The organism is Deltaproteobacteria bacterium, assembly GCA_016709225.1.
In the GTDB taxonomy this organism is placed as follows: Bacteria; Myxococcota_A; Polyangia; order Nannocystales; family Nannocystaceae; genus Xiheibacterium; species Xiheibacterium phototrophicum.
Window position 1 is genome coordinate 1,917,088 of record JADJEE010000012.1, and the last position, 17,560, is coordinate 1,934,647.

Here is a 17,560-nt window from a genome sequence, read left to right on the forward strand (position 1 = left end):
GCCGTCACGGCTCGGTGCCGGGCACCAGCCCGATCTCGCCGCTGACATCGGTGCGCTGCAGCTCGCGCTCGGCCAGCTCACGCTGGGACAGCTCTTCGTGCATGCGCTGCGCCTCGGCGTTGACCGCCGACAGCAGGCCCGACTTGCGGTTGTAGTTGATCGCGGTGTCGAGGTCCTTGCGCTTGAACGCGCTGTAGCGCTCGAGGAAATCGAGCCGCTCCTCCATGCGGCGCTTGTGGATGCGCCGCATGTCGTCGGGGCCATCGAGCACGTGCGGCACCATGATCATGAGCAGGTTGACCTTCTCCTTCTGCTTCTTGCGCGACTTGAAGGCCCACCCGAGCAGCGGGATCTTCGACAACCCCGGCACGCCCGAGGTGTTGTCGCGCTCGACCTCCTTCATCAGGCCGCCGAGCACCAGCGGCTGGCCGTCGTGTGCGAGCACCTGCTCGAGCTTGAGCTTGCGCTTGGTGGTGCTGACGCCGAGGCCGGTGGCTTCGACGAAGTTCTCGTTGTCGAGCTCGACGTCGAGCGAGAGGCTCTTGCCGTCGTTGACGTGGGGCGTGACCTTGAGGCTGAGCTTGATGTCGCGCTGTTGGATCTGCGTGCCGGGCACGAACTGACTGGCGCCGGTGCTGGTCGTGCCGGGGGTGTACGCGATGTTGCCGGGCACCGGCTTCTGATCGCCGACCTCGATCAAGGCCTCGCGGTTGTCGGCGGTGTAGATGTGCGGTTCGGCCACGACGTTGACGTCGTTGTCGGTCTGCAGGGCCTGGATGACCACGCCAAAGGCGGGCACGTCGGTGCCGAACAGCGCCGAGCTACCGGGGATCGCGGGCCCGATGATGCCCGCGGCGAGCCCCGAGAGCACCGACGGATCGAGCAGCACCGAGTTGTGCGTGGAGCTCGGAGCCGAGGCCGCGAACGCGACCGCATCGCCACTGGCGCTGCCGCTGCTGACGCTGGTCGTGCTGCCGAAGTGCGCGCCTGCGCCAGCGCTGACCAGACGCTCGACCGTCAGCTCGAGCAGGTAGACCTCGATGTACACCTGCCGGCGCTCGACATCGAGGCCGCGGATGATCGGCTCGAGCGTGAGGAAATCGGCCGCGGTCGCATAGATCACCAGCGATCGCGTTGCCGGATCGGCGGTCACGCGGATGTCGGCGCCGAAGCTCGGCACGCTGCCGGCGCTCGCAGCCGCGCCGCCCTTGCCGGCCGGCTTGTCCTTGCCCGCGCTCGCGGCCGCCGACGCCAACGCCGTGAGCACGTCGGCGACCTCGGCGGGATCGGCGTTGGACAGCGGCACCAGGTGGAAGCGGGCGGCGCCGCCGGAGAGCGGCACGTCGAGTCGCTCGATCAACCTCGCGATGGTCACGTAGTCGGCCGGTCGCGCGACGATGACCAGCGCCTGCGTGTGCTGGTCCACCAGCACGCGCGAAGCGGTGGCGGCCTGCTCGGCGCCCGCGACCGGCTCGCTGGCGGCGGCCGCCGCCGGGGCCTTGCTGCTGCCTCGCGGCGTGGCGGCGGTGCTGGGCTTGCCGGTGGTCGCGGCGGTGCCACCGGTCGGCACGCCGAACACGTCCCGCACGACCGTTGCGATCGCCTCGGGATCGGCATGACGCAGCTGGTGGAAGTAGATGCGCTCGGTCGGCGCAGCGGCGCGATCGACCTCCTCGAGCAGCCGCAACATCCGCGCGAGATTGGTGCCGGTGTCGGTGACGAGCAGGAGCTCGCCGACCACGTCGACGCGCCCGGGCTTGGTCTTGAGGCTGTCGAGCAGGCTCCGCAGCTGCTCGGGCGCGGCCGCCTTCACGCGGTAGAGCTGGGTGACGTAGCGGTCGGTCGCGGGTGCCTGCGTGTCGGTGCCGTACAGCGGCAGCGCGTGGTTGGCGGCGTCGGCACTCTCGACGATCTTGTAGAAGTCGCCCGCGCCCTCGACCGTGAGCCCCATGGTCTGCAGCGCGGCGTGGAAGGCCGCGAACGCCTCCTGCATCGTGACCGGCTCGGGCGCGAGGATGGTGGCCTTGCCGCCACGGACCTTGGGCTCCCAGATGAACTTCTGACAGCTCACGCTGCTCATCCAGTGCACGAGGTCGGTGAGCTCGGCCTCCTTCGGCAGCGTGATGCGGAAGCGTTCGTTGCCGACGTGCTTCTCGCAGCGGTCGAAGCCGGCCGGCATCCCGTCGGCGGGCCCCATCGAGGGCGCGAGCGAGGGCGCGAGCGAGGGCGCGAGCGCGGGCGCCTCATCGATGGCAGCCACCGCCGGGGGTGCGGCGACGCCGGTGCGCGGCCACGCGAATGCGAGCGCTGCCACGACAGCAGCCATGCGGTGAACGACGAGCACGATCGTACCTCCTGCACGCGAACGGCCAGCCCGTGCGCCTACGGCTGGGGTGACAGAGCAAGTCCGCCACCACCGACGCCGGTCCAGGAATCGTGCGGAGTTGCCGTTTCGTCACGGCGTGCCGCAGCGCTGCATTGTCTTGTTTTGCCGACGCGTGCTCGCCAGCTTGTCAGGCATGGCCAGCGCGCGGCGCAGCGTCGTCTCGCAGACGCATGCGCCGGCCACTGCCCAGCGCGATCATGCGCGCTACTTCGAGGAGGCCTTGGGCGCCTCGAACTCGAGCCCCTGCAGCAGGTCCTCGAGCGCGATCTTCTTCTCGAGCCGCTGGCTGTTGAGCTCGACGACCTTGCGGCCGATGCGATCGCCGTCCTTGGTGAAGGCGTCGAGCCGCGCGTTGAGCTTGCTGCGCAGCGACCCGGCGGCGGGGTCCTTCTTGATGGCCTCGAGGTTCTCGCGGGTCTCGTTGGCGCGCTGATCGAGCTCGACCTGCTGACGCTTGAGACCGTCGATCTCGGTGTCGATGCGGCCGATCTCTTGGCGCAGCTTGACGATGGGCTCGAGCTGCTTGCGCAGCGCTGCCGTGAGCGTGGCCTTGGCGACCAGCCCCTCGAGCAACGACACGGCACGCACGTCCCAGATCGATAGCGTCGTCACCGAGGGGGTCTGCTCGACCAACGTGACCTCGCCCTCTTGGCCGGCGGTCGTGACCGGTACCGGCACGAGATAGGCGTCGGGCAGCGCCTCGGTGCCCTTGGGCGGATCGACCAGCTCGTAGTTCCAGCCGGCCTTGCCGTGGCGCACGAGCACCGAGAACGTGCCCATGGACTTCGGCGCCTTGACGGTCCACTTGGTGGTGGTGCGCGCGAAGCTCTCCACCTCGAGCACGCCGCGGACGATCCGCAGCAGCTGCATCTCGTCGCCGGAGTAGCTCGCGGTCGAGGTGACCATGATGCCGGGCTCGACCGCGAACGGCAGCGTCGCGCTCATGCCCGCGCCGACCGACTCGGAGAGTCCCTCGCCGACGAAGCTGTCGCCGGAGTAGATGCTGATCGGACCCGGCTCGAGCACGAACGGTGTGCTGTTGCGGAAGCGAACCACGCGGTAGGGATTCGCCTCGTAGCCGACCCCAGCACCGCCGGGGCGGTACAAGAAGGTCTGCTCGGCACCGACCGATTGGTTGAGGATCGCGACCATCGTCGAGTTGCCGTTGGGCACCGTCACGCGCTCGCGCAGGTCGAAGCTCGTCAGACCGCTGATCTGCTTGCTCCGCGCGCTCGCCATGGTGCTGCGACGCAACGCGTCGTAGTCGATCGCCTGCTCGACGTTCTTCTTGTACTCGGTCTCGCTGCGATCACGAGCGGCATCCTTGTCATACGCTCGCGGCTCCATCTTCGCCTTCGATCGCACCGAGGATGCCCGGGCGTCACCACCACCGCCGGATTCGCCCGCCATCACGTCATCCTCGTACTGGTACTCGTCGGCGGCTGCGGTGGCGGGCGCACTGGCCGGCGGTGGCGCGGGCATGACCTCCTCGGGGGCGTCGGAGTAGGTGGTCTCGCCGACCGCCACGATGGCGCGCCGCGAGACGCCGGCCTCGGTGAGATCGGCGCGCTGGATCGTGCGCGGGGTGTGCAGGTCGTACTGGAACGCGATCGGCTCGCCGGAGGTGAGACCGAGCGAGACGTCGTTCCAGTCCTCGCCGCTGGTGTTGTCGACCACCGCCCAGCCCTGCAGCAGTGCGTCGCCGTTGCCCTCCTTGGGCAACACCACGCGGTAGGTCGGCTTCCACATCGGCGCCGCGACCACATAGCTGACGGCGAGATCGTGGGCCTTCTTGCCGGCCAACCGGATCACGATCTCGACCTGTTGGAACATGCCCTCGCCAGCGCTCGCGTCGAGTCGGCGGTTGAGCTGCAGCGCGAGGTCGCCGTCCTTGAGGGTGACGCCGTGGACCTTCGAGAGCCGCACGGTGTGCATGTCGTTGCCCTGCAGCAGCGTGAGTCGATGGTCGCGCTGGTGGACCTGCTCGCCGCCGCCGCCTCGCGTCGGCCGCGCGTACGGGTCGGGCTCGTCCTGGATGGTCTCGACCATCACGATGCGACCGCGGATGGTGCCGTCGTGGGTGCGCACCACCACCTCGGTGCCCCGCAAACCATCGAGCACCTCGGCGAGGCTGCCGCGACCGGGGCCCAGCTGGCTCAGCGCCGCGTTGGCCCAGCTCTCGGGGTCGAGCGGCATCGACACGCTCATGGCCTTGCCGGTGCTGCGATCGATGACGGTCAGGCTCTTGAGCAGATCGTCGACCTGATCGCGACGGACTTTGATCGCGAGCGCATCACCATCGACTTCGCCGTGACGCTCGAAGTAGCCGATGCCGTTGCGGTAGAGCACGACGCGGTGGAGCGCGAGATCGGTCTCGGCGGTGGGGTACGCGCTGCGGCCGTGGGCACAACCGATGGCGGGCGCGAGCGCGAGCAACGAAAGCCAGAGCGCAGGGGTACGCGAGAGTGGAGAGAGCAGCTGCAGGGATCGACGCATGAGGTCTCCTCGGGAGCACCGGTGGCGGTGCGCGGGCGTGCGAATGTAACGCCGATGCGCAGCGCCCCGGGGCGTCGCCCCACACGCACGAGCTGCGCCCGCCGGTCTATTGGCCCCATCCGCGCCTGCGCGGGTCGAGGCGGCAGCAGAAACCAGGCGCGGTCCCGTTCGCCGATCGGGCTTGTGGATCCCCTCCATCTCGGCTGTAAGATGGTGGTCGATGCGTTCCTGCGGCATGGCGACCACGCTCGCGGCGACCTGCCTGCTCGGCCTCGCGATCGCGCCGAGCGCAGAGCGCAGCGAACATGCGCGACGGCACTGCGAGGCCGAGGCGAGCCGCCCGGCCCCCAGCCCTCCACCGGTGACCACCCTGCGCACGCGGGACACCGAGGTCGCGATCTACAGCCTCGACGGCGAGCTGCGGTACACCGTGCTCGACGCCTCCGGCCGCGTGCTCGCGCACCACGTCGACGAGCTCACGTTCATCGCGGGCTTCCCGAGCCTGGCCGAGCAACTCGACCGTGCGCTCGCGGACGAGGCGTGGATCGATGCATCGGTGCCCGACCGCCCGTAGCCCCGGCTCGCGCGCCAGAGCGCCTAGTACCTCGACACAGGGATTGTGATGGGTCAGAACGCCGTCATGGCCGCGACTCCGCAAGGCGCCGTGCCGCCGGAATACCGGGTACTAGATCGCCATCGCTTCGCGATGGAAGCGCTGACGGAAGGCCTTGATGGCGTCGTTGGTGCGAACCGGATGCACGCGGTTGCTGAGCAACACGAAGATCCGCGCACCCCCCGGGGCCGACGGATCGATCCACACGCTGGTGCCGGTGTAGCCGGTGTGCCCGACCGCGTCGGACGTGAGCGCATCGCCGGTGCTGCCCGAACCGTCGGGGCTGGGGCCGTCGAAGCCGAGCGCGCGGGTCGAGCCCGCCACGGTGCTGCGCCGCCAGAATCGATCGCGGGTCGCGAGATCGAGGCCGGGGAGGTTCGCGTGCAGCCAGGCGCGACACAGCTCGTGCACCGACCACGCATCGCCGAACAGGCCGGCATGGCCCGCGACGCCGCCCATCACCCACGCGTTGTCATCGTGCACGGCGCCGTGGGCGAGCGGTCGACCGCTGCGGACGCGGAGGTGGCTGGGCGGTGCGTCGCCGTGCAGCTCGGCGTCGTACACCTCGGTCGGCGCGATGCGACGCTCGAGCGCAGCCGGCAGGCCTGACTCCGCGAACAGCCGTCGGAAGCCGAGCCCGGGCAGCGGCGTGTGATCGATGCCCAGCGGATACGCGATGCGATCGGCGAACACGGCGTCGAGGCGATCGTCGTACACGCGCTCGAGCCACGCGCCGACGATCATGAAGCCGAGGTCCGAGTAGATCGCACGCTGCCGCGGTGGGCCGTCGCGGGGCGTACGGCAGACGTGCTCGAGCACCGCCTCGGCATCGAACGGTTCGACCTCGAGGAAGTACTCGCGGTGCGCGACCAAACCCGCGCAGTGTTCGAGCAGATCACCCAGCGTGGCACCCGGGCATGCGCGCGACCACGGCGACGGCACCGGCTCGTCGATCGACATGCGCCCTTGCGCGACCGCCATCGCGACCAAGGTCGTGCTCGCGAGCACCTTGGTCAGCGACGCGAGGTCGTAGACGCTGTCGCGGACCACTGGCTCACCGGCGGCGACGAAGCTGGGGTGTTCGCCCAGCGTGCCGTGCGCTTCGTGGTAGACCACCGCGTCGCCGCGGCTCACGATCGCGACGCAGCCGGGGAACGTGCCCTCGCGGACCGCGGCTTCCAAGCTCTCGAACAGCCGTGCATGCGGGTCCATCGCGGGGCTAGCTTGCCTGCTTCGCCGACCTCGGGCTACAACCTCGCGGACGATGCAGACGACTGGCGCGACCACCCCCGAGCGTCCAGATCGCGAACGACTCATCGTCGCCCTCGATGTGCCGACCGCCGACGCGGCCTTCGAGCTGGCGCGACGGTTGTCCGGCCACGTCGGCATGTTCAAGATCGGCCTCGAGCTGTTCGTGGCCGAGGGGCCGAGCGTGGTCCGACGCATGCGCGAGCTGGCGCCGGACGTCGACATCTTCCTCGACCTCAAGCTGCACGACATTCCCAACACCATGTGCGGAGCGATCCGCAGCGCGCGAACGCTCGGGGCGAAGTTCGTGACGGTACATGCCGGCAGTGGCACCGCACACCTCGCCGCGTGCGTCGAGGCGGCCGGTGACGCGCTCGGCATCCTCGCGGTCACCGTGCTCACGAGCCAGGACGAGGTCGCGTGCCGACAGGCCGGCCACACCCGCAGCCTCGAGGAGTTGGTCGAGATGCGCGCGGTGTGTGCCCGCGAGGCCGGCTGCGCCGGCGTCGTCTGCAGCGGCCGCGAGCTCGCGCGGGTGCGAGCCGTCGCGCCCAAGCTCGCACGGGTCGTGCCCGGCATCCGCCCCGCCGGTGCCGACGTCGGCGATCAGCAGCGCGTGATGACGCCAGCCCGCGCGGTGCTCGAGGGCGCCACGCACATCGTGGTGGGGCGGCCGATTCTGCAGGCCGAAGACCAGCCCGCGGCCGCCGACGCGATCGTGGCCGAGATCGCCGCGCGCCAGTAGGCCCTGCTGGCCTCGCGTCGCGGTGGTCGACCACGCGGCTCGTGATCGCTTCGGTGGTCGGCAACGGGACGCCGTCGGATCCCGGTGCCGCGAGCGTCCCCGTCGCGCGCAACCATGCCCATCGCGCACGCAGCCTCTGCGCGCCGTGGAGGTCATCGCTTCGACGCGCCGGGGTGGCACCGCGCGGCCCCAACCGTAGAAGCACGGACGCAGTGTCCACACTCTACGAATCCCTCGGTGGCCAACCGGCCGTCGACGCCGCGGTCGACATCTTCTACCGCAAGATGCTCACCGACGATCGCGTCGCTCGCTTCTTCGAGTCGGTCGACATGGACCGACAGGCGGCGAAGCAGAAGGCCTTCCTCACGATGGTCTTCGGCGGTCCCGCGAACTACAGCGGGAAAGACATGACGCGCGCCCACTCGCACCTGCTCGCCAAAGGCCTCGACGACAGCCACGTCACCATCGTGATCGAACACCTCGGCGGCACGCTGCGTGAGCTGGGCGTAGCCGAAGAGTTGATCGGACAGGTGGCCGCGATCGCCGAGTCCGTGCGGGATGACATTCTCGGTCGACGGGCCACCGGCACCTGAGATGGCGATCATTCGTCGCGGTGACGCGACCGTACGTGCTCTCGAGGGCGAGACCGTGCTCGATGCGCTCGCGCGCATCGGGGCGGCGCCCCCGAGCTCGTGCCGCGCGGGCGCCTGTCAGTCCTGCATCCTGCGCGCGCGCGTCGGCACGCCGCCGCCCGAGGCACAGCTCGGCCTGCGCGAGTCGCTGCGACGGAGGGGCTACTTCCTGTCGTGCCGAGCGCACGCGACCGAGGACCTCGAGATCGATGACGGCGACGAGCTGCGTATCGCCGCCAAGCTCGTGGGGCTCGCGCGGCTCAGCCACGACGTGCTGCAGGTGCGGGTGCTCCCCGAGCGGACGCTCGACCACCGCGCAGGGCAGTACGTCACGCTGATGCGCGCCGACGGCCTCTCGCGCAGCTACTCGATTGCGAGCGCGAGCGATGTCGAGGAGCTCGAGCTCCACGTGCGCGTGGTCCCGGGCGGCGCGATGAGTCAGTGGCTCGCATACCAGGCGAGCGTCGGCGACGTCGTCGCGTTGCGCGGCCCAGCGGGAGACTGCTTCTACAGCCCTGGCCGCCCCGAGCAGCCCTTGCTGCTCGCCGGCACCGGCACGGGCGCCGCGCCACTGCTGGGCTTCGTGCGCGACGCGCTACGCCACGGCCACACCGGCCGCATCGTGCTCGCCCACGGCGCGCGCGTCCCCGCGGGGCTCTACCTCGACGCGGAGCTGTCGCACCTCGCCGACGTGCACGACAATCTCGAGTTCCATCGCGTGGTGCTCGACGGCGCCGGAGTCGAGGGCGTCGAAGTCGGCTCGCTCGACGCGGTGTTGACCTCCTTGGTCGCGGCCCCGAAGGGCTGGCGCATCGTGCTCTGCGGCGACCCTGTCGTGGTGCAGTCCATGCGACGTCGCATGTTCCTGGCCGGCGCGAGCATGTCCGACATCCGCGCCGACGCGTTCGTGCCGTCCGCGGCCGCCACGGGCTCGTGACCGATGGACCGCGTGCGGACCGGGCCGACCTGGCACGCGACCCTGGGCTGCGCAGCATCGATCGCGTTGCTCGGCGCACTCGCGTGGATCACGGGAACACCGTGGCTGTTCCCATCGTTGGGCCCGACCGCTTACCTCCTGTTCGGGGCGCCCTCGGAGGCTGCCGCCAGCGGACGACGCATCGTGCTGGGGCACACCATTGCCGTCGCCTGTGGCTTCGGAGCGTTGCTCGTGACCGGACTCTACGACCAACCGTCGACGTTGGTCGCAGGCGTGGACGGAGCGCGCGTGCTCGCGGCCACAGGCTCGATCACCGCGTGCGGCGCCTTGCTGGTGAGGCTGCGCGCCATGCATCCGCCGGCTGGCGCAACCACGCTGATCGTGTCGATGGGAATGCTGCAGACGCCCGCGGAGCTCGCGATCATGGTCGGTGCCGTCGCGCTGCTCGTCGTGCTCGGGGCCTTGTTGACGCGTGCACTGGGGTTGCCGGTTCCACGATGGCGCCACGCCGACGACCGTTGAGAGCGGCCGCACCAGGCGTTCATCGCCAGCCCGCGGCCGCCGACGCGATCGTGGCCGAGATCGCCGCGCGCCAGTAGGCGGCGGCCGTCAGGGTGGTTGATCGATGCCGTCGCTCGGACGCGCGAGCACGGCCGTGCCCTCGGAGGGCTTGTCGTCGTCGTCCGCAGCTTCGACGCGCACGGGGATGCCGGGCTCGTCCGCCAGCTGCCACACGAGATCGAAGATCGAGTCGGTCGTGCTCGCGAGCGCCTTGAGGTTGGTCGAGGCCGCGAACGGGCCGTCGATCAGCGCGCCGGCCTCACTGCGCCGCGTGAGCGCGAGCGTCACGAGTCCGGCGGCGTCCAGCGCCTCGCGCTCGGGGGTTGTCGAAGCGCGTGCCCGCGAGCTCGCGCGCGATGCCGCCGTCGAATGCGTTCGTGAGGGTGACATCGAGTGAGCTGCGCTCGGCCCCGATCGCCACCAAGTGCGCCGAGCTGTCGTGCAGGTCGAAGCCCGACAGCACGATCACGGCCGCGACGTTCTTGCGATCGGCGACGCCGCCTGCGAGGTAGCGCTCGACGCCGTAGGGTCCGAGCGACCCGTCGGCGGTCAGCACGAAGACGATCGAACGCAATGGCCGACGCCCGGCGAGGGTCCACTGGACCGCGCGATCGGCCATCGCCAGCGCGATCGCGACGCCGGCGGCGTTGTCCTCGGCCCCTGCGCCAGCACCCGCGGCGGCCGCGTGACCGCCCGCGTCCCAGTGCGCGACCACCACGACGCTCTGCTCGGGCCGCTGCGCACCGGCGACCCGACCGATGACGTTGGCGTCGTCCCACTGTGTGATCTCGGTGTCGACGTCGAGCTCGACCATCGTGCCGGCGACCGTCGAGGCCTCGCGCAGTTGCTCGGCCGCAGCTGCATCGAGGATGCCGAACACGTCGATGCTGGTCGGTAGCGGCTCGCCACGCGCGCCCGCGAACACCCGCGGCTCGGCGAAGCGCCGTGCCAGGGCGTCGAAGCTGACGCCGCGCTGACCCTCGATCGACACCAACGCCGCACGGGCACCGGCCCGCTGCGCGCGCTCGAACTTGTAGTCCATGCCGGCGTAGCTCGAGTCCTCGGTGCGGCCGATCGGCACGCCGATCCGCGCCAGCACGGCGCGTCCGGTGATCTCGCGCCCGGCGTAGTCGTCGACGCCCCACTCGGGCGCCGTCACCCCGTAGTCGACGTCCACCAGCGGCAACGCGACCTCGAAGGGGCCACTGTCGACGGTGCGCGCGAGCCGAACCCCTTCCACCGCGGTCAGCTCGGTGGCGGTGCGCAGGCGTAGCTCACCGCTGCTGCTGACCACCTGCAGCGGCACCGACTGCAGCCACCCGCCGTTGGGCGCGGCCGGCTGCACGCCCGAGTCGGTCAGCTCCGACACGATGAAGTTGACCACCTGTCGCGCGTCGTCGCTGCCAGGGCGACGGCCATCGAAGTGGGGACCGGCGAGCACCCCGAGATGACGACGAAGCATCGACTCGATGCGAATGAGCTCCGGCGTCGAGCGCTCCGCGAACGGCACCAGCTCGACCGCGCGTAGCTGCGTGGTCTCGGGCTCGTCGAACTCGAGCTCGCCGACGGTGTCCAAGCGGCAGCCCCATGCGAGGCCGAGCGCAGCGAGCATCCGACGTCTCATCGCGCGCCACCTCCGTCGGTGGCGTTCGCCGTCGGGCTCGAGGGCTCGAGTCGATCGAGCTCCGCCTGTGCGATCGCGGCCAGCCGTCGACTCAGCACGTCGCGCGCGGCCGAAGCCCAGGTCTCGACCTCGATGCGCACCTCGAGCCCATCGCTGGCGACCACCACCGCACCCCGCGGCAGCCGGAACGCCGAGGCCTGGAGGCGCCGCCGCAGCGCCTCGAGCTGGGCCACCGTCACCGGCTGCTTGCGCAGGATCGAGGTGCGAATCCGCGTTGCCCCGGCCAGCGCGGCCACCGTCACGGCGGTGCCGGCGATCTGCCGATTGGGCAGATACACGTGCCCACCGTCGGGCATCGACAGCACCGTCTCGCGCGCGCCGATGCGGTCGACGCGACCGCGGATGCCACCGACGTCGATCGCATCACCCTCACCGAACACGCGACGGCGCGCGAGCATGAAGCCGGCCACGAAATCCTGCACGAGCCCCGGCGCGACCCGGGCGACGATGATGGCGATCGCGAGGAAGACGGTGACGACCACGAACGGCGCGCGCACCAGTAGCGGCCACAGCGACGCAAGCGCGGCCGCGAGCCCGATCAGCACACGCACGCGCGCGGCCAGTCGATCGACCAGGCCGTGCAGGGGCCCGAACGCACGACGCGCGCGCTCGGCCAGGCGATCGATCCCCCACGAGGCCATCGCGACGACACCCGCCATCGCGATCACCAGGAGCAGCGTGCCGCCCAGCACGTCGAGCGAGAGCGCGTCGAGCTCGCGGACGAAGCGCTGCCCGACGTTGTCCGTCTCGCCGACCGGCTGCCACCGCAACGCCATCACGCGGCCACCTCCGCCGCGATGACGCCAGCGTCGACCAGGCCCAGCTCGACGTCGTCGACCCACACCGGAGCGATCTCGAGCGCGTCGCCGACCGAGACCACGATGCCGACCGTGGTCAGCAACCGCACCGTCCGCGCCATCGGAGCCCCGAGAGCCGCCTCCAGTTGATCGAGTCGCCGCGGACCCTCGCGCAGCAGCAGGTGCAACGTGCCCAGTGCGTCGACGCCGAGGCTGGGCCAAAACGGCATCCCGAGGGCATCGGCGGGCGCCGGCCGTACGCGCACGGTCTCGCCACCCAGCACCGCGTGGGATCGCCACAGACGAATCGCGGCGCGGAGGTTGCCGTGGGTGCGCCGCGCGAACTCGAGGAAGTAGCTCTGCGCCACGGTCACGCGGCGCAGCCCCGCGATCACACCCCCGATGCCGACCTCGGGATACGCGATCGTGAGATCGGTCGGACCGTGTCGGGTCTCGATGACGCTCTCGAGCACGTGGCTGTCTGGCGCCGCCAGTCGTACGACTTGCGCGAACCAACCCTGCAGCGGCATCAGCTCGTCGATGACCGCGAGCGCGGCGGAGTGCATCGAGGTGAGCCAGAAGGCCTTCTGGCCGGTGCGCTCGATCAGCGAGAGGAGCGTGCGCAGGCGCTCGAGGCCCTCGGGTGAGGCGTCGATCCACGTGTGGAGATCATCGATCATCACCAAGGTCGCGCGGCCACCCAAGGCTGCGACGATGGCATCGAGCTCGCCGCGACAGCCGAGCTCGCGGCCGATCGCGCCCAACAGTGGCGTGCCCATGTGCGTCCGCCGACCGCCGATGGCGATGACGCGCCGCAGCCCGAGCTTCGTGCGTGCGACCTGCAGCAGCGAGGTCTTGCCGGTGCCTGCGCCGCCGACCACCACCGCGGCATTGCCGGCGGCCGTGTCGGCGCGCCAGCTCCGGCCGGCGTGGACGATCGCGTCGAGCTGCGCGCGGTGGGCCACGAACAACACCGCATCCAGCAGGGGCGCGTCCGCAAACAGCCGCTCGTACATGCGCGGCCCTTGGTTCTCCGCGCGGGCGCGGGCGCGCTCGGCGAGGAAGTCACGGATGTCGCCAGGGTTGTACTCCGCCGCGGCCGCCTTCTTGCGGCGTGCCTCGGCGTAGCGCGCCGCCTCGCCCCGCAGCGCCACGAACATGCGACGCCACCAACGCGTGAATGGTGAGGCCAGCGCCTTCTGCACCCGTGCAGCGACCCGCGTCTCGGAGGCACTGCCGGCGTCGGCGTTGGTCGCGAGCGTGGCGACGCGCTCCGACAGCACTCCATAGGAGCCGTCGAGCGCGGCCATCACCGCACCGCGGAACTGCACCGCCTGATCGACGGCCTCGCGCGCCAGCGGCTCCAGCCGTGCGCGCTCGCGGACGACCGCGTCGGCGAGGGCCTGATCGGCGCCGTCGTCGACCTCGGTGGGCTCCAACACCGCGCGCGCGAGCAGCTCGATCACCCCGACGGCATCGGTGAGCCGCTTCTCGTGCGCGACGACACGTGCGCCCTCGCGATCGACCAGCTCGGCCAGCGGCGTGATGAGCCCCTCGAGCAGCAGCACACCGATGCGCTCCCGGATCGCCAGCTCGCGTGGGACGACCGTCGCGGGGTTCGGCGCGTTGGCGAGCTCCGACAGCGAGGGGTACAGCCGCGCCAGCTCGGGCACGTCGGGCACCAACGCCTCGACCGCGTGGGCCGCGGTCGGGATCGACTCGGCCTCGCGCAGCGCGTCGCGCAGCTGCTTCGCGTCGCCACGCGGGCGCAGGGTCTTCGTCGCCAGCTCGAGCGCAGGATGATCACGCTCGAGCGCGGCAGCGGCGACCGGCTCGAGGCGCTGCTCGACCGTCTTGGCCGAGTCGGAGATCGCCATCAGCGCCCGCTCGATCGGCACGATCACCGTGCGCTCGAGCGCGGCACGGGTCTCGCCGGCGGAGTGCGCCGTGACGCCGCCGATCAGCGCGGTCTCGATCATCGCGTCGAGCCGCTGCGGCCACACCTCGACGTCGCGGCGCAGGCGATTGGCGCCGTCGCGCACCGCACGATCGACCAGCGAGTACCGCACCCGGCGCAGCGGCAGCCGCGGGGTGTCGACATCGCGCAGCGCCGCCGCCAGCTCGCGTCGGCTGCGGACCAACCGCTCGAGCAGCGTGCGCTCCAACAGCAGGGGATCGCGCTCGGCTCGCTCACGTGCACGCCGAGCGCACTCGCTGCTCGACAACGAGCGACGGGCACAGGCGGCGATGTCCGCCATCATCGCGACGTCGATGCGCAGCAGTGCGGTCTGGGCGTGCTCGACCAGCTCGATGAAGCGCGGCTCGAGGCGGGTGCGCGCGAGCTGCCGCACCGGCACCGTGCGCGCGCGACGACCGAAGCGCAGCGTCAGCACGGCGGCGAGCGTCGCCATTCGTTTGTGCCAGCGACGACCGAGTCGATCGCCGGGTTGCACCCGCCGATGATAGCTCTCGAGCGCCACGCGACAGACCTCGGGCAGCTCGAGCAGCGTGGCGAACAACGCGTCCAGCAGCTGCGGGCCGGCGGGCTTGGGCAGCTCGCGCAGCGCAGCCGCGAGCTCGGTGGTCGAGCGGCGCAGCCGCGCGGCGTCGTCGAGCTTCGCGGCCGTGTCGCCGCAGATGGCTGCGACAGCGTTGGTCCGCACCACCACGTGCTCGTGCAGCCAGCGCTCGACCGCCCGCTGCGCGCCGCGATGCACCCGCGCCACCGCTGCCTTGAGCTCGGGGTCCTCGAGCTCGTGGACCTCGGGCACCTCGGGCGGCGCGGCCGCGACCGCCGGGCCGCTCTTGGTGGCCTTCTCGGTCGCGATCTCGCCGGCGCGGCGCAGCGCCATGCGCAGCGTCACCGGGCCCGCGAGCAGGTTGATGGCGACCATCGCCATGCCCAGCGTCGAGACCGTCTCGCCGAGGGTGCCACCGATCTCACCGGCGGCGATCCCGAGGATGCCCAGCGTGACGCCGGCCTGTGGCAGATAGCCGAGCCACGCCAAGCGCCGCACGTCGGCGGACTCGCCACCCACGCGGCCGCCGACCCACGACGCCAGCGCGAAGCCGGCGGCACGAGCCACGCAGACCGCTGCCGCCAGCGGCAGCACCGTCATCGACGCACGCATGTCGACGCCGGCGCCGGCGTTGGTGAAGAACACGATGAAGACCGGCAGCGAGATGGTCTGCAGCGGCTTGAGCAGATCGTGCTCGTAGCGCGAGAAGTTGCGCACGGTCATGCCGCCCACGATGCACACCAGCAGCAGCGACAGGTGCAGCGCCTCGCTGACCTCGGCGACCACCAGCACCATCGCCGCGACGAACAGCAGCATCTCGGCCTTCACCCACCGCAGGTACGCGATGAGCAACCAACCCAGCACGCTGCCGACGACGAGGCTGCCGCCGAGCTCGATCCCGACCGCACGGAGCGCGTCGATACCGACTGCGCCGCCGCCGACCAGCGACCGAGCGATCGCGACCGCGATCGCGACCGTGATCACCACGACCACGTCCTTCACGATCGCGGCCCCGAGCACGAGGTCGGCGATGCGTCCCTTGGCCGAGGTCTCGGCGATCACTGCGAGCGCGATCGCGGGCGAGGTGCCCAGGCTGAGCGCCGCGAACACCACCGCGATGCCCACGCGCTCGGCCTCGGTTGCGAGCCCCAAGAGACTGAACTGGGACTCGATCAGTAGCACCCCGCCGCCGACCAACACGATCGCGGTCACGAGCTTGACGCCGATGGTGGCGGCCAACGTGCGCGCGAGTCGGCGCAGCCCCGCGAACTCCAGCTCGAGCCCCGCCGTGGTCGCGATGAGACCCAGCGCGAGGGTGTTGAACATGCGCATCTGCTCGACGACGTTCGCCGACATGATGTCGGCCGACGACGGGCCCAACGCGAAGCCGGCGAGGATGTAGCCGGTCACCTTCGGCAGCGACAGCTCGCCGCCGAGCTCGGCCAGCGCGAACGCGGCCAGCACGACGAAGCCGATGGTCGCGAGCGTCAGCGGATCGGTGCCGCTGTCGTCGACCGCCTGCAGGACCCGCAGGCCCAACATCATCGCTAGCAGCACCCCGACGACGAACACCCGACGCATGGGCTAGCTCGCCTCCCGTACGTGGATGTCGCCGGCGTCCGCGAACAGACGTCTCACCGAGCGCGCTGCGAGCACGTCGGTGAGCAACATGCCGCCGAGCACGGTCGTGAGCACGACCCCGGCGTACTCGCCGAAGCGCTGCGCGAAGCCCAGCCCGATCGCGGCCGCCAACGCGCCCTGCCCCACGAGCCCACGGCCGAGCCCGCGCACGAGCGCGCGGTCGTCGAGGAAGGTCGCAACCGCGAGCCGCGTGGCCACGCGCACCGCGAACCACCGCGTGACTGCGTACGCGACCGGCAGCAGCCACAGCCAGCCCGACACCGGCCGCCAGTGCGCGCCGGCGAACAAGAGGATCAGCACCGATGCGGGGTGCTCGAGCGGCTGCAACGCGACCTGCAGACGATCGGAGTGCGTCGAGGTGCTCGCGACCATGGCCCCGGCGGCCAGGCTCACGAATAGCGGCGACACCCGCAGCGCCACGCCGGCCCCGGCGGCGAAGGTGACCGCGCCGACCGATGCCACCGTCAAGCGCATCGCGTCGCGCTCACGGCCGAGGTAGACCGTGAACAGCACCCCCGCGACCGCGCCGAAGCCGACCACGATGATGCCCCACTCGGTCAGTGTGAGACCGAACTCGGCCCCCGCCGCGCTCGCGCGGCTGCCAGCCATCGCGACGCCGAGCACCACGACCGAGAAGGCGGTGCCAACCGTCGCCATCGCGTGCAGCAGCCCCACGCGCGGCCCGTGCACGCCGTGGGCGTTCGCGACCCGCGTGATGACGCTCGTCGCGGACACGCCGGCGGCCGCGGCGATCCCGAGCGTGACCCACAACGCCTCGGGCGCCAGCCACAACGACAGCAGCCAGTGGCCGTCGGAGGCGATCGGCATCGCGAACACGGGCTCGGTGGTGCGGAAGAACTCGGGATGGCTGGCCTGCACCGCGGCCGCGCAGCCGCACGCGACCGCGAGGATCACCAGCAGGGCCGACAACGCGCCGGCCATGGTGTGCTCGAATTCCCGCAGCGCGCTGCGCAGGCGAAGGCCGGCGAGGAAGCCGGTGAACCCCAGCAGGATCGACACGAACAGGTCGAGCGCGTCGAGCACCTCGACGGTCAACACGCGCGGCGGCGTGACCGGCCCGAGGACCACGCCGAGCAACAGGAATCCCAGCCCGGAGACCCCTGCCCGCCCGGGCGCGATGCGGCCGATGCCGCGCGCGACCAGGAATCCGAACACCAGGATCGCGACGAATATGATGCTCGTGCTCAAGACAGCGGCCTGATCGGGGGCGGTCGCTCGTGCCCCATCCGAACGGCCATGGTAGCGGGTTTCGCCGGCGGCTCCCGCATCGCGGGCGAATC

General features: G+C 71.1%; 13 protein-coding genes. 5 read left to right on the top strand and 8 right to left on the bottom strand.

Annotated elements, in window-relative coordinates; translation table 11 throughout:
* Positions 1-4: 4 nt before the first annotated feature.
* Positions 5-2,314, bottom strand: coding sequence for a type II secretion system secretin GspD (gene gspD / locus IPH07_32970; protein ID MBK6922250.1), 2,310 nt, complete (start codon positions 2,312-2,314; stop codon positions 5-7).
* Positions 2,315-2,590: 276 nt separating this feature from the next.
* A complete protein-coding gene (locus IPH07_32975; GenBank protein ID MBK6922251.1) occupies positions 2,591-4,882 on the bottom strand; it encodes a DUF4139 domain-containing protein in 2,292 nt (763 codons plus the stop codon).
* 220 nt (positions 4,883-5,102) lie between these two features.
* Between IPH07_32975 and IPH07_32980 the strand changes: the two genes are divergently transcribed.
* Positions 5,103-5,456 carry a hypothetical protein gene (locus tag IPH07_32980; protein ID MBK6922252.1) on the top strand — a complete coding sequence of 118 codons (354 nt, stop codon included), beginning with the start codon at positions 5,103-5,105 and terminating at the stop codon, positions 5,454-5,456.
* Positions 5,457-5,567: 111 nt separating this feature from the next.
* Here the strand turns inward: IPH07_32980 and IPH07_32985 are convergent, their stop codons facing one another.
* Positions 5,568-6,707, bottom strand: a complete 1,140-nt coding sequence (locus IPH07_32985; GenBank protein ID MBK6922253.1) for a serine hydrolase — start codon at positions 6,705-6,707, stop codon at positions 5,568-5,570.
* A 52-nt stretch (positions 6,708-6,759) separates the two neighbouring features.
* Between IPH07_32985 and pyrF the strand changes: the two genes are divergently transcribed.
* The 4 genes from pyrF to IPH07_33005 all read left to right on the top strand — a co-directional run bounded on the left by pyrF (position 6,760) and on the right by IPH07_33005 (position 9,579).
* A complete protein-coding gene (pyrF, locus tag IPH07_32990) occupies positions 6,760-7,488 on the top strand; it encodes an orotidine-5'-phosphate decarboxylase (protein ID MBK6922254.1) in 729 nt (242 codons plus the stop codon).
* Positions 7,489-7,700: 212 nt separating this feature from the next.
* On the top strand, positions 7,701-8,081 hold the full coding sequence (locus tag IPH07_32995; GenBank protein ID MBK6922255.1) for a group 1 truncated hemoglobin: 381 nt from the start codon (positions 7,701-7,703) through the stop codon (positions 8,079-8,081).
* Between the two features lies 1 nt (position 8,082).
* Positions 8,083-9,057, top strand: coding sequence for a 2Fe-2S iron-sulfur cluster binding domain-containing protein (locus IPH07_33000; GenBank protein ID MBK6922256.1), 975 nt, complete (start codon positions 8,083-8,085; stop codon positions 9,055-9,057).
* A 3-nt stretch (positions 9,058-9,060) separates the two neighbouring features.
* Entirely contained in the window at positions 9,061-9,579 is a 519-nt protein-coding gene (locus IPH07_33005) for an HPP family protein (GenBank protein ID MBK6922257.1), read from the top strand.
* Positions 9,580-9,666: 87 nt separating this feature from the next.
* Here the strand turns inward: IPH07_33005 and IPH07_33010 are convergent, their stop codons facing one another.
* From IPH07_33010 to IPH07_33030, 5 genes are read right to left on the bottom strand one after another with little or no spacing between them, the layout of a single operon-like run.
* Positions 9,667-9,906, bottom strand: a complete 240-nt coding sequence (locus IPH07_33010; protein ID MBK6922258.1) for a hypothetical protein — start codon at positions 9,904-9,906, stop codon at positions 9,667-9,669.
* Positions 9,878-11,230, bottom strand: coding sequence for a M28 family peptidase (locus IPH07_33015; protein ID MBK6922259.1), 1,353 nt, complete (start codon positions 11,228-11,230; stop codon positions 9,878-9,880). The genes IPH07_33010 and IPH07_33015 overlap by 29 nt, the downstream gene beginning before the upstream one ends.
* Before the next feature lie 8 nt (positions 11,231-11,238).
* A complete protein-coding gene (locus IPH07_33020; GenBank protein MBK6922260.1) occupies positions 11,239-12,081 on the bottom strand; it encodes a mechanosensitive ion channel in 843 nt (280 codons plus the stop codon).
* Positions 12,078-16,199, bottom strand: a complete 4,122-nt coding sequence (locus IPH07_33025; protein MBK6922261.1) for a cation:proton antiporter — start codon at positions 16,197-16,199, stop codon at positions 12,078-12,080. The genes IPH07_33020 and IPH07_33025 overlap by 4 nt, the downstream gene beginning before the upstream one ends.
* Before the next feature lie 3 nt (positions 16,200-16,202).
* Complete coding sequence (locus IPH07_33030) at positions 16,203-17,468, bottom strand: hypothetical protein (protein MBK6922262.1); 1,266 nt, start codon at positions 17,466-17,468, stop codon at positions 16,203-16,205.
* Between the last annotated feature and the right edge of the window lie 92 nt (positions 17,469-17,560).

Excerpts from the sequence above, each read along its gene's own strand:
- IPH07_32975 (MBK6922251.1), bottom strand. The coding sequence starts at position 4,882 with ATGCGTCGATCCCTGCAGCTGCTCTCTCCACTCTCGCGTACCCCTGCG.
- IPH07_32980 (MBK6922252.1), top strand. The coding sequence starts at position 5,103 with ATGCGTTCCTGCGGCATGGCGACCACGCTCGCGGCGACCTGCCTGCTC.
- IPH07_32985 (MBK6922253.1), bottom strand. The coding sequence starts at position 6,707 with ATGGACCCGCATGCACGGCTGTTCGAGAGCTTGGAAGCCGCGGTCCGC.
- pyrF (MBK6922254.1), top strand. The coding sequence starts at position 6,760 with ATGCAGACGACTGGCGCGACCACCCCCGAGCGTCCAGATCGCGAACGA.
- IPH07_33000 (MBK6922256.1), top strand. The coding sequence starts at position 8,083 with ATGGCGATCATTCGTCGCGGTGACGCGACCGTACGTGCTCTCGAGGGC.
- IPH07_33005 (MBK6922257.1), top strand. The coding sequence starts at position 9,061 with ATGGACCGCGTGCGGACCGGGCCGACCTGGCACGCGACCCTGGGCTGC.
- IPH07_33015 (MBK6922259.1), bottom strand. The coding sequence starts at position 11,230 with ATGCTCGCTGCGCTCGGCCTCGCATGGGGCTGCCGCTTGGACACCGTC.
- IPH07_33025 (MBK6922261.1), bottom strand. The coding sequence starts at position 16,199 with ATGCGTCGGGTGTTCGTCGTCGGGGTGCTGCTAGCGATGATGTTGGGC.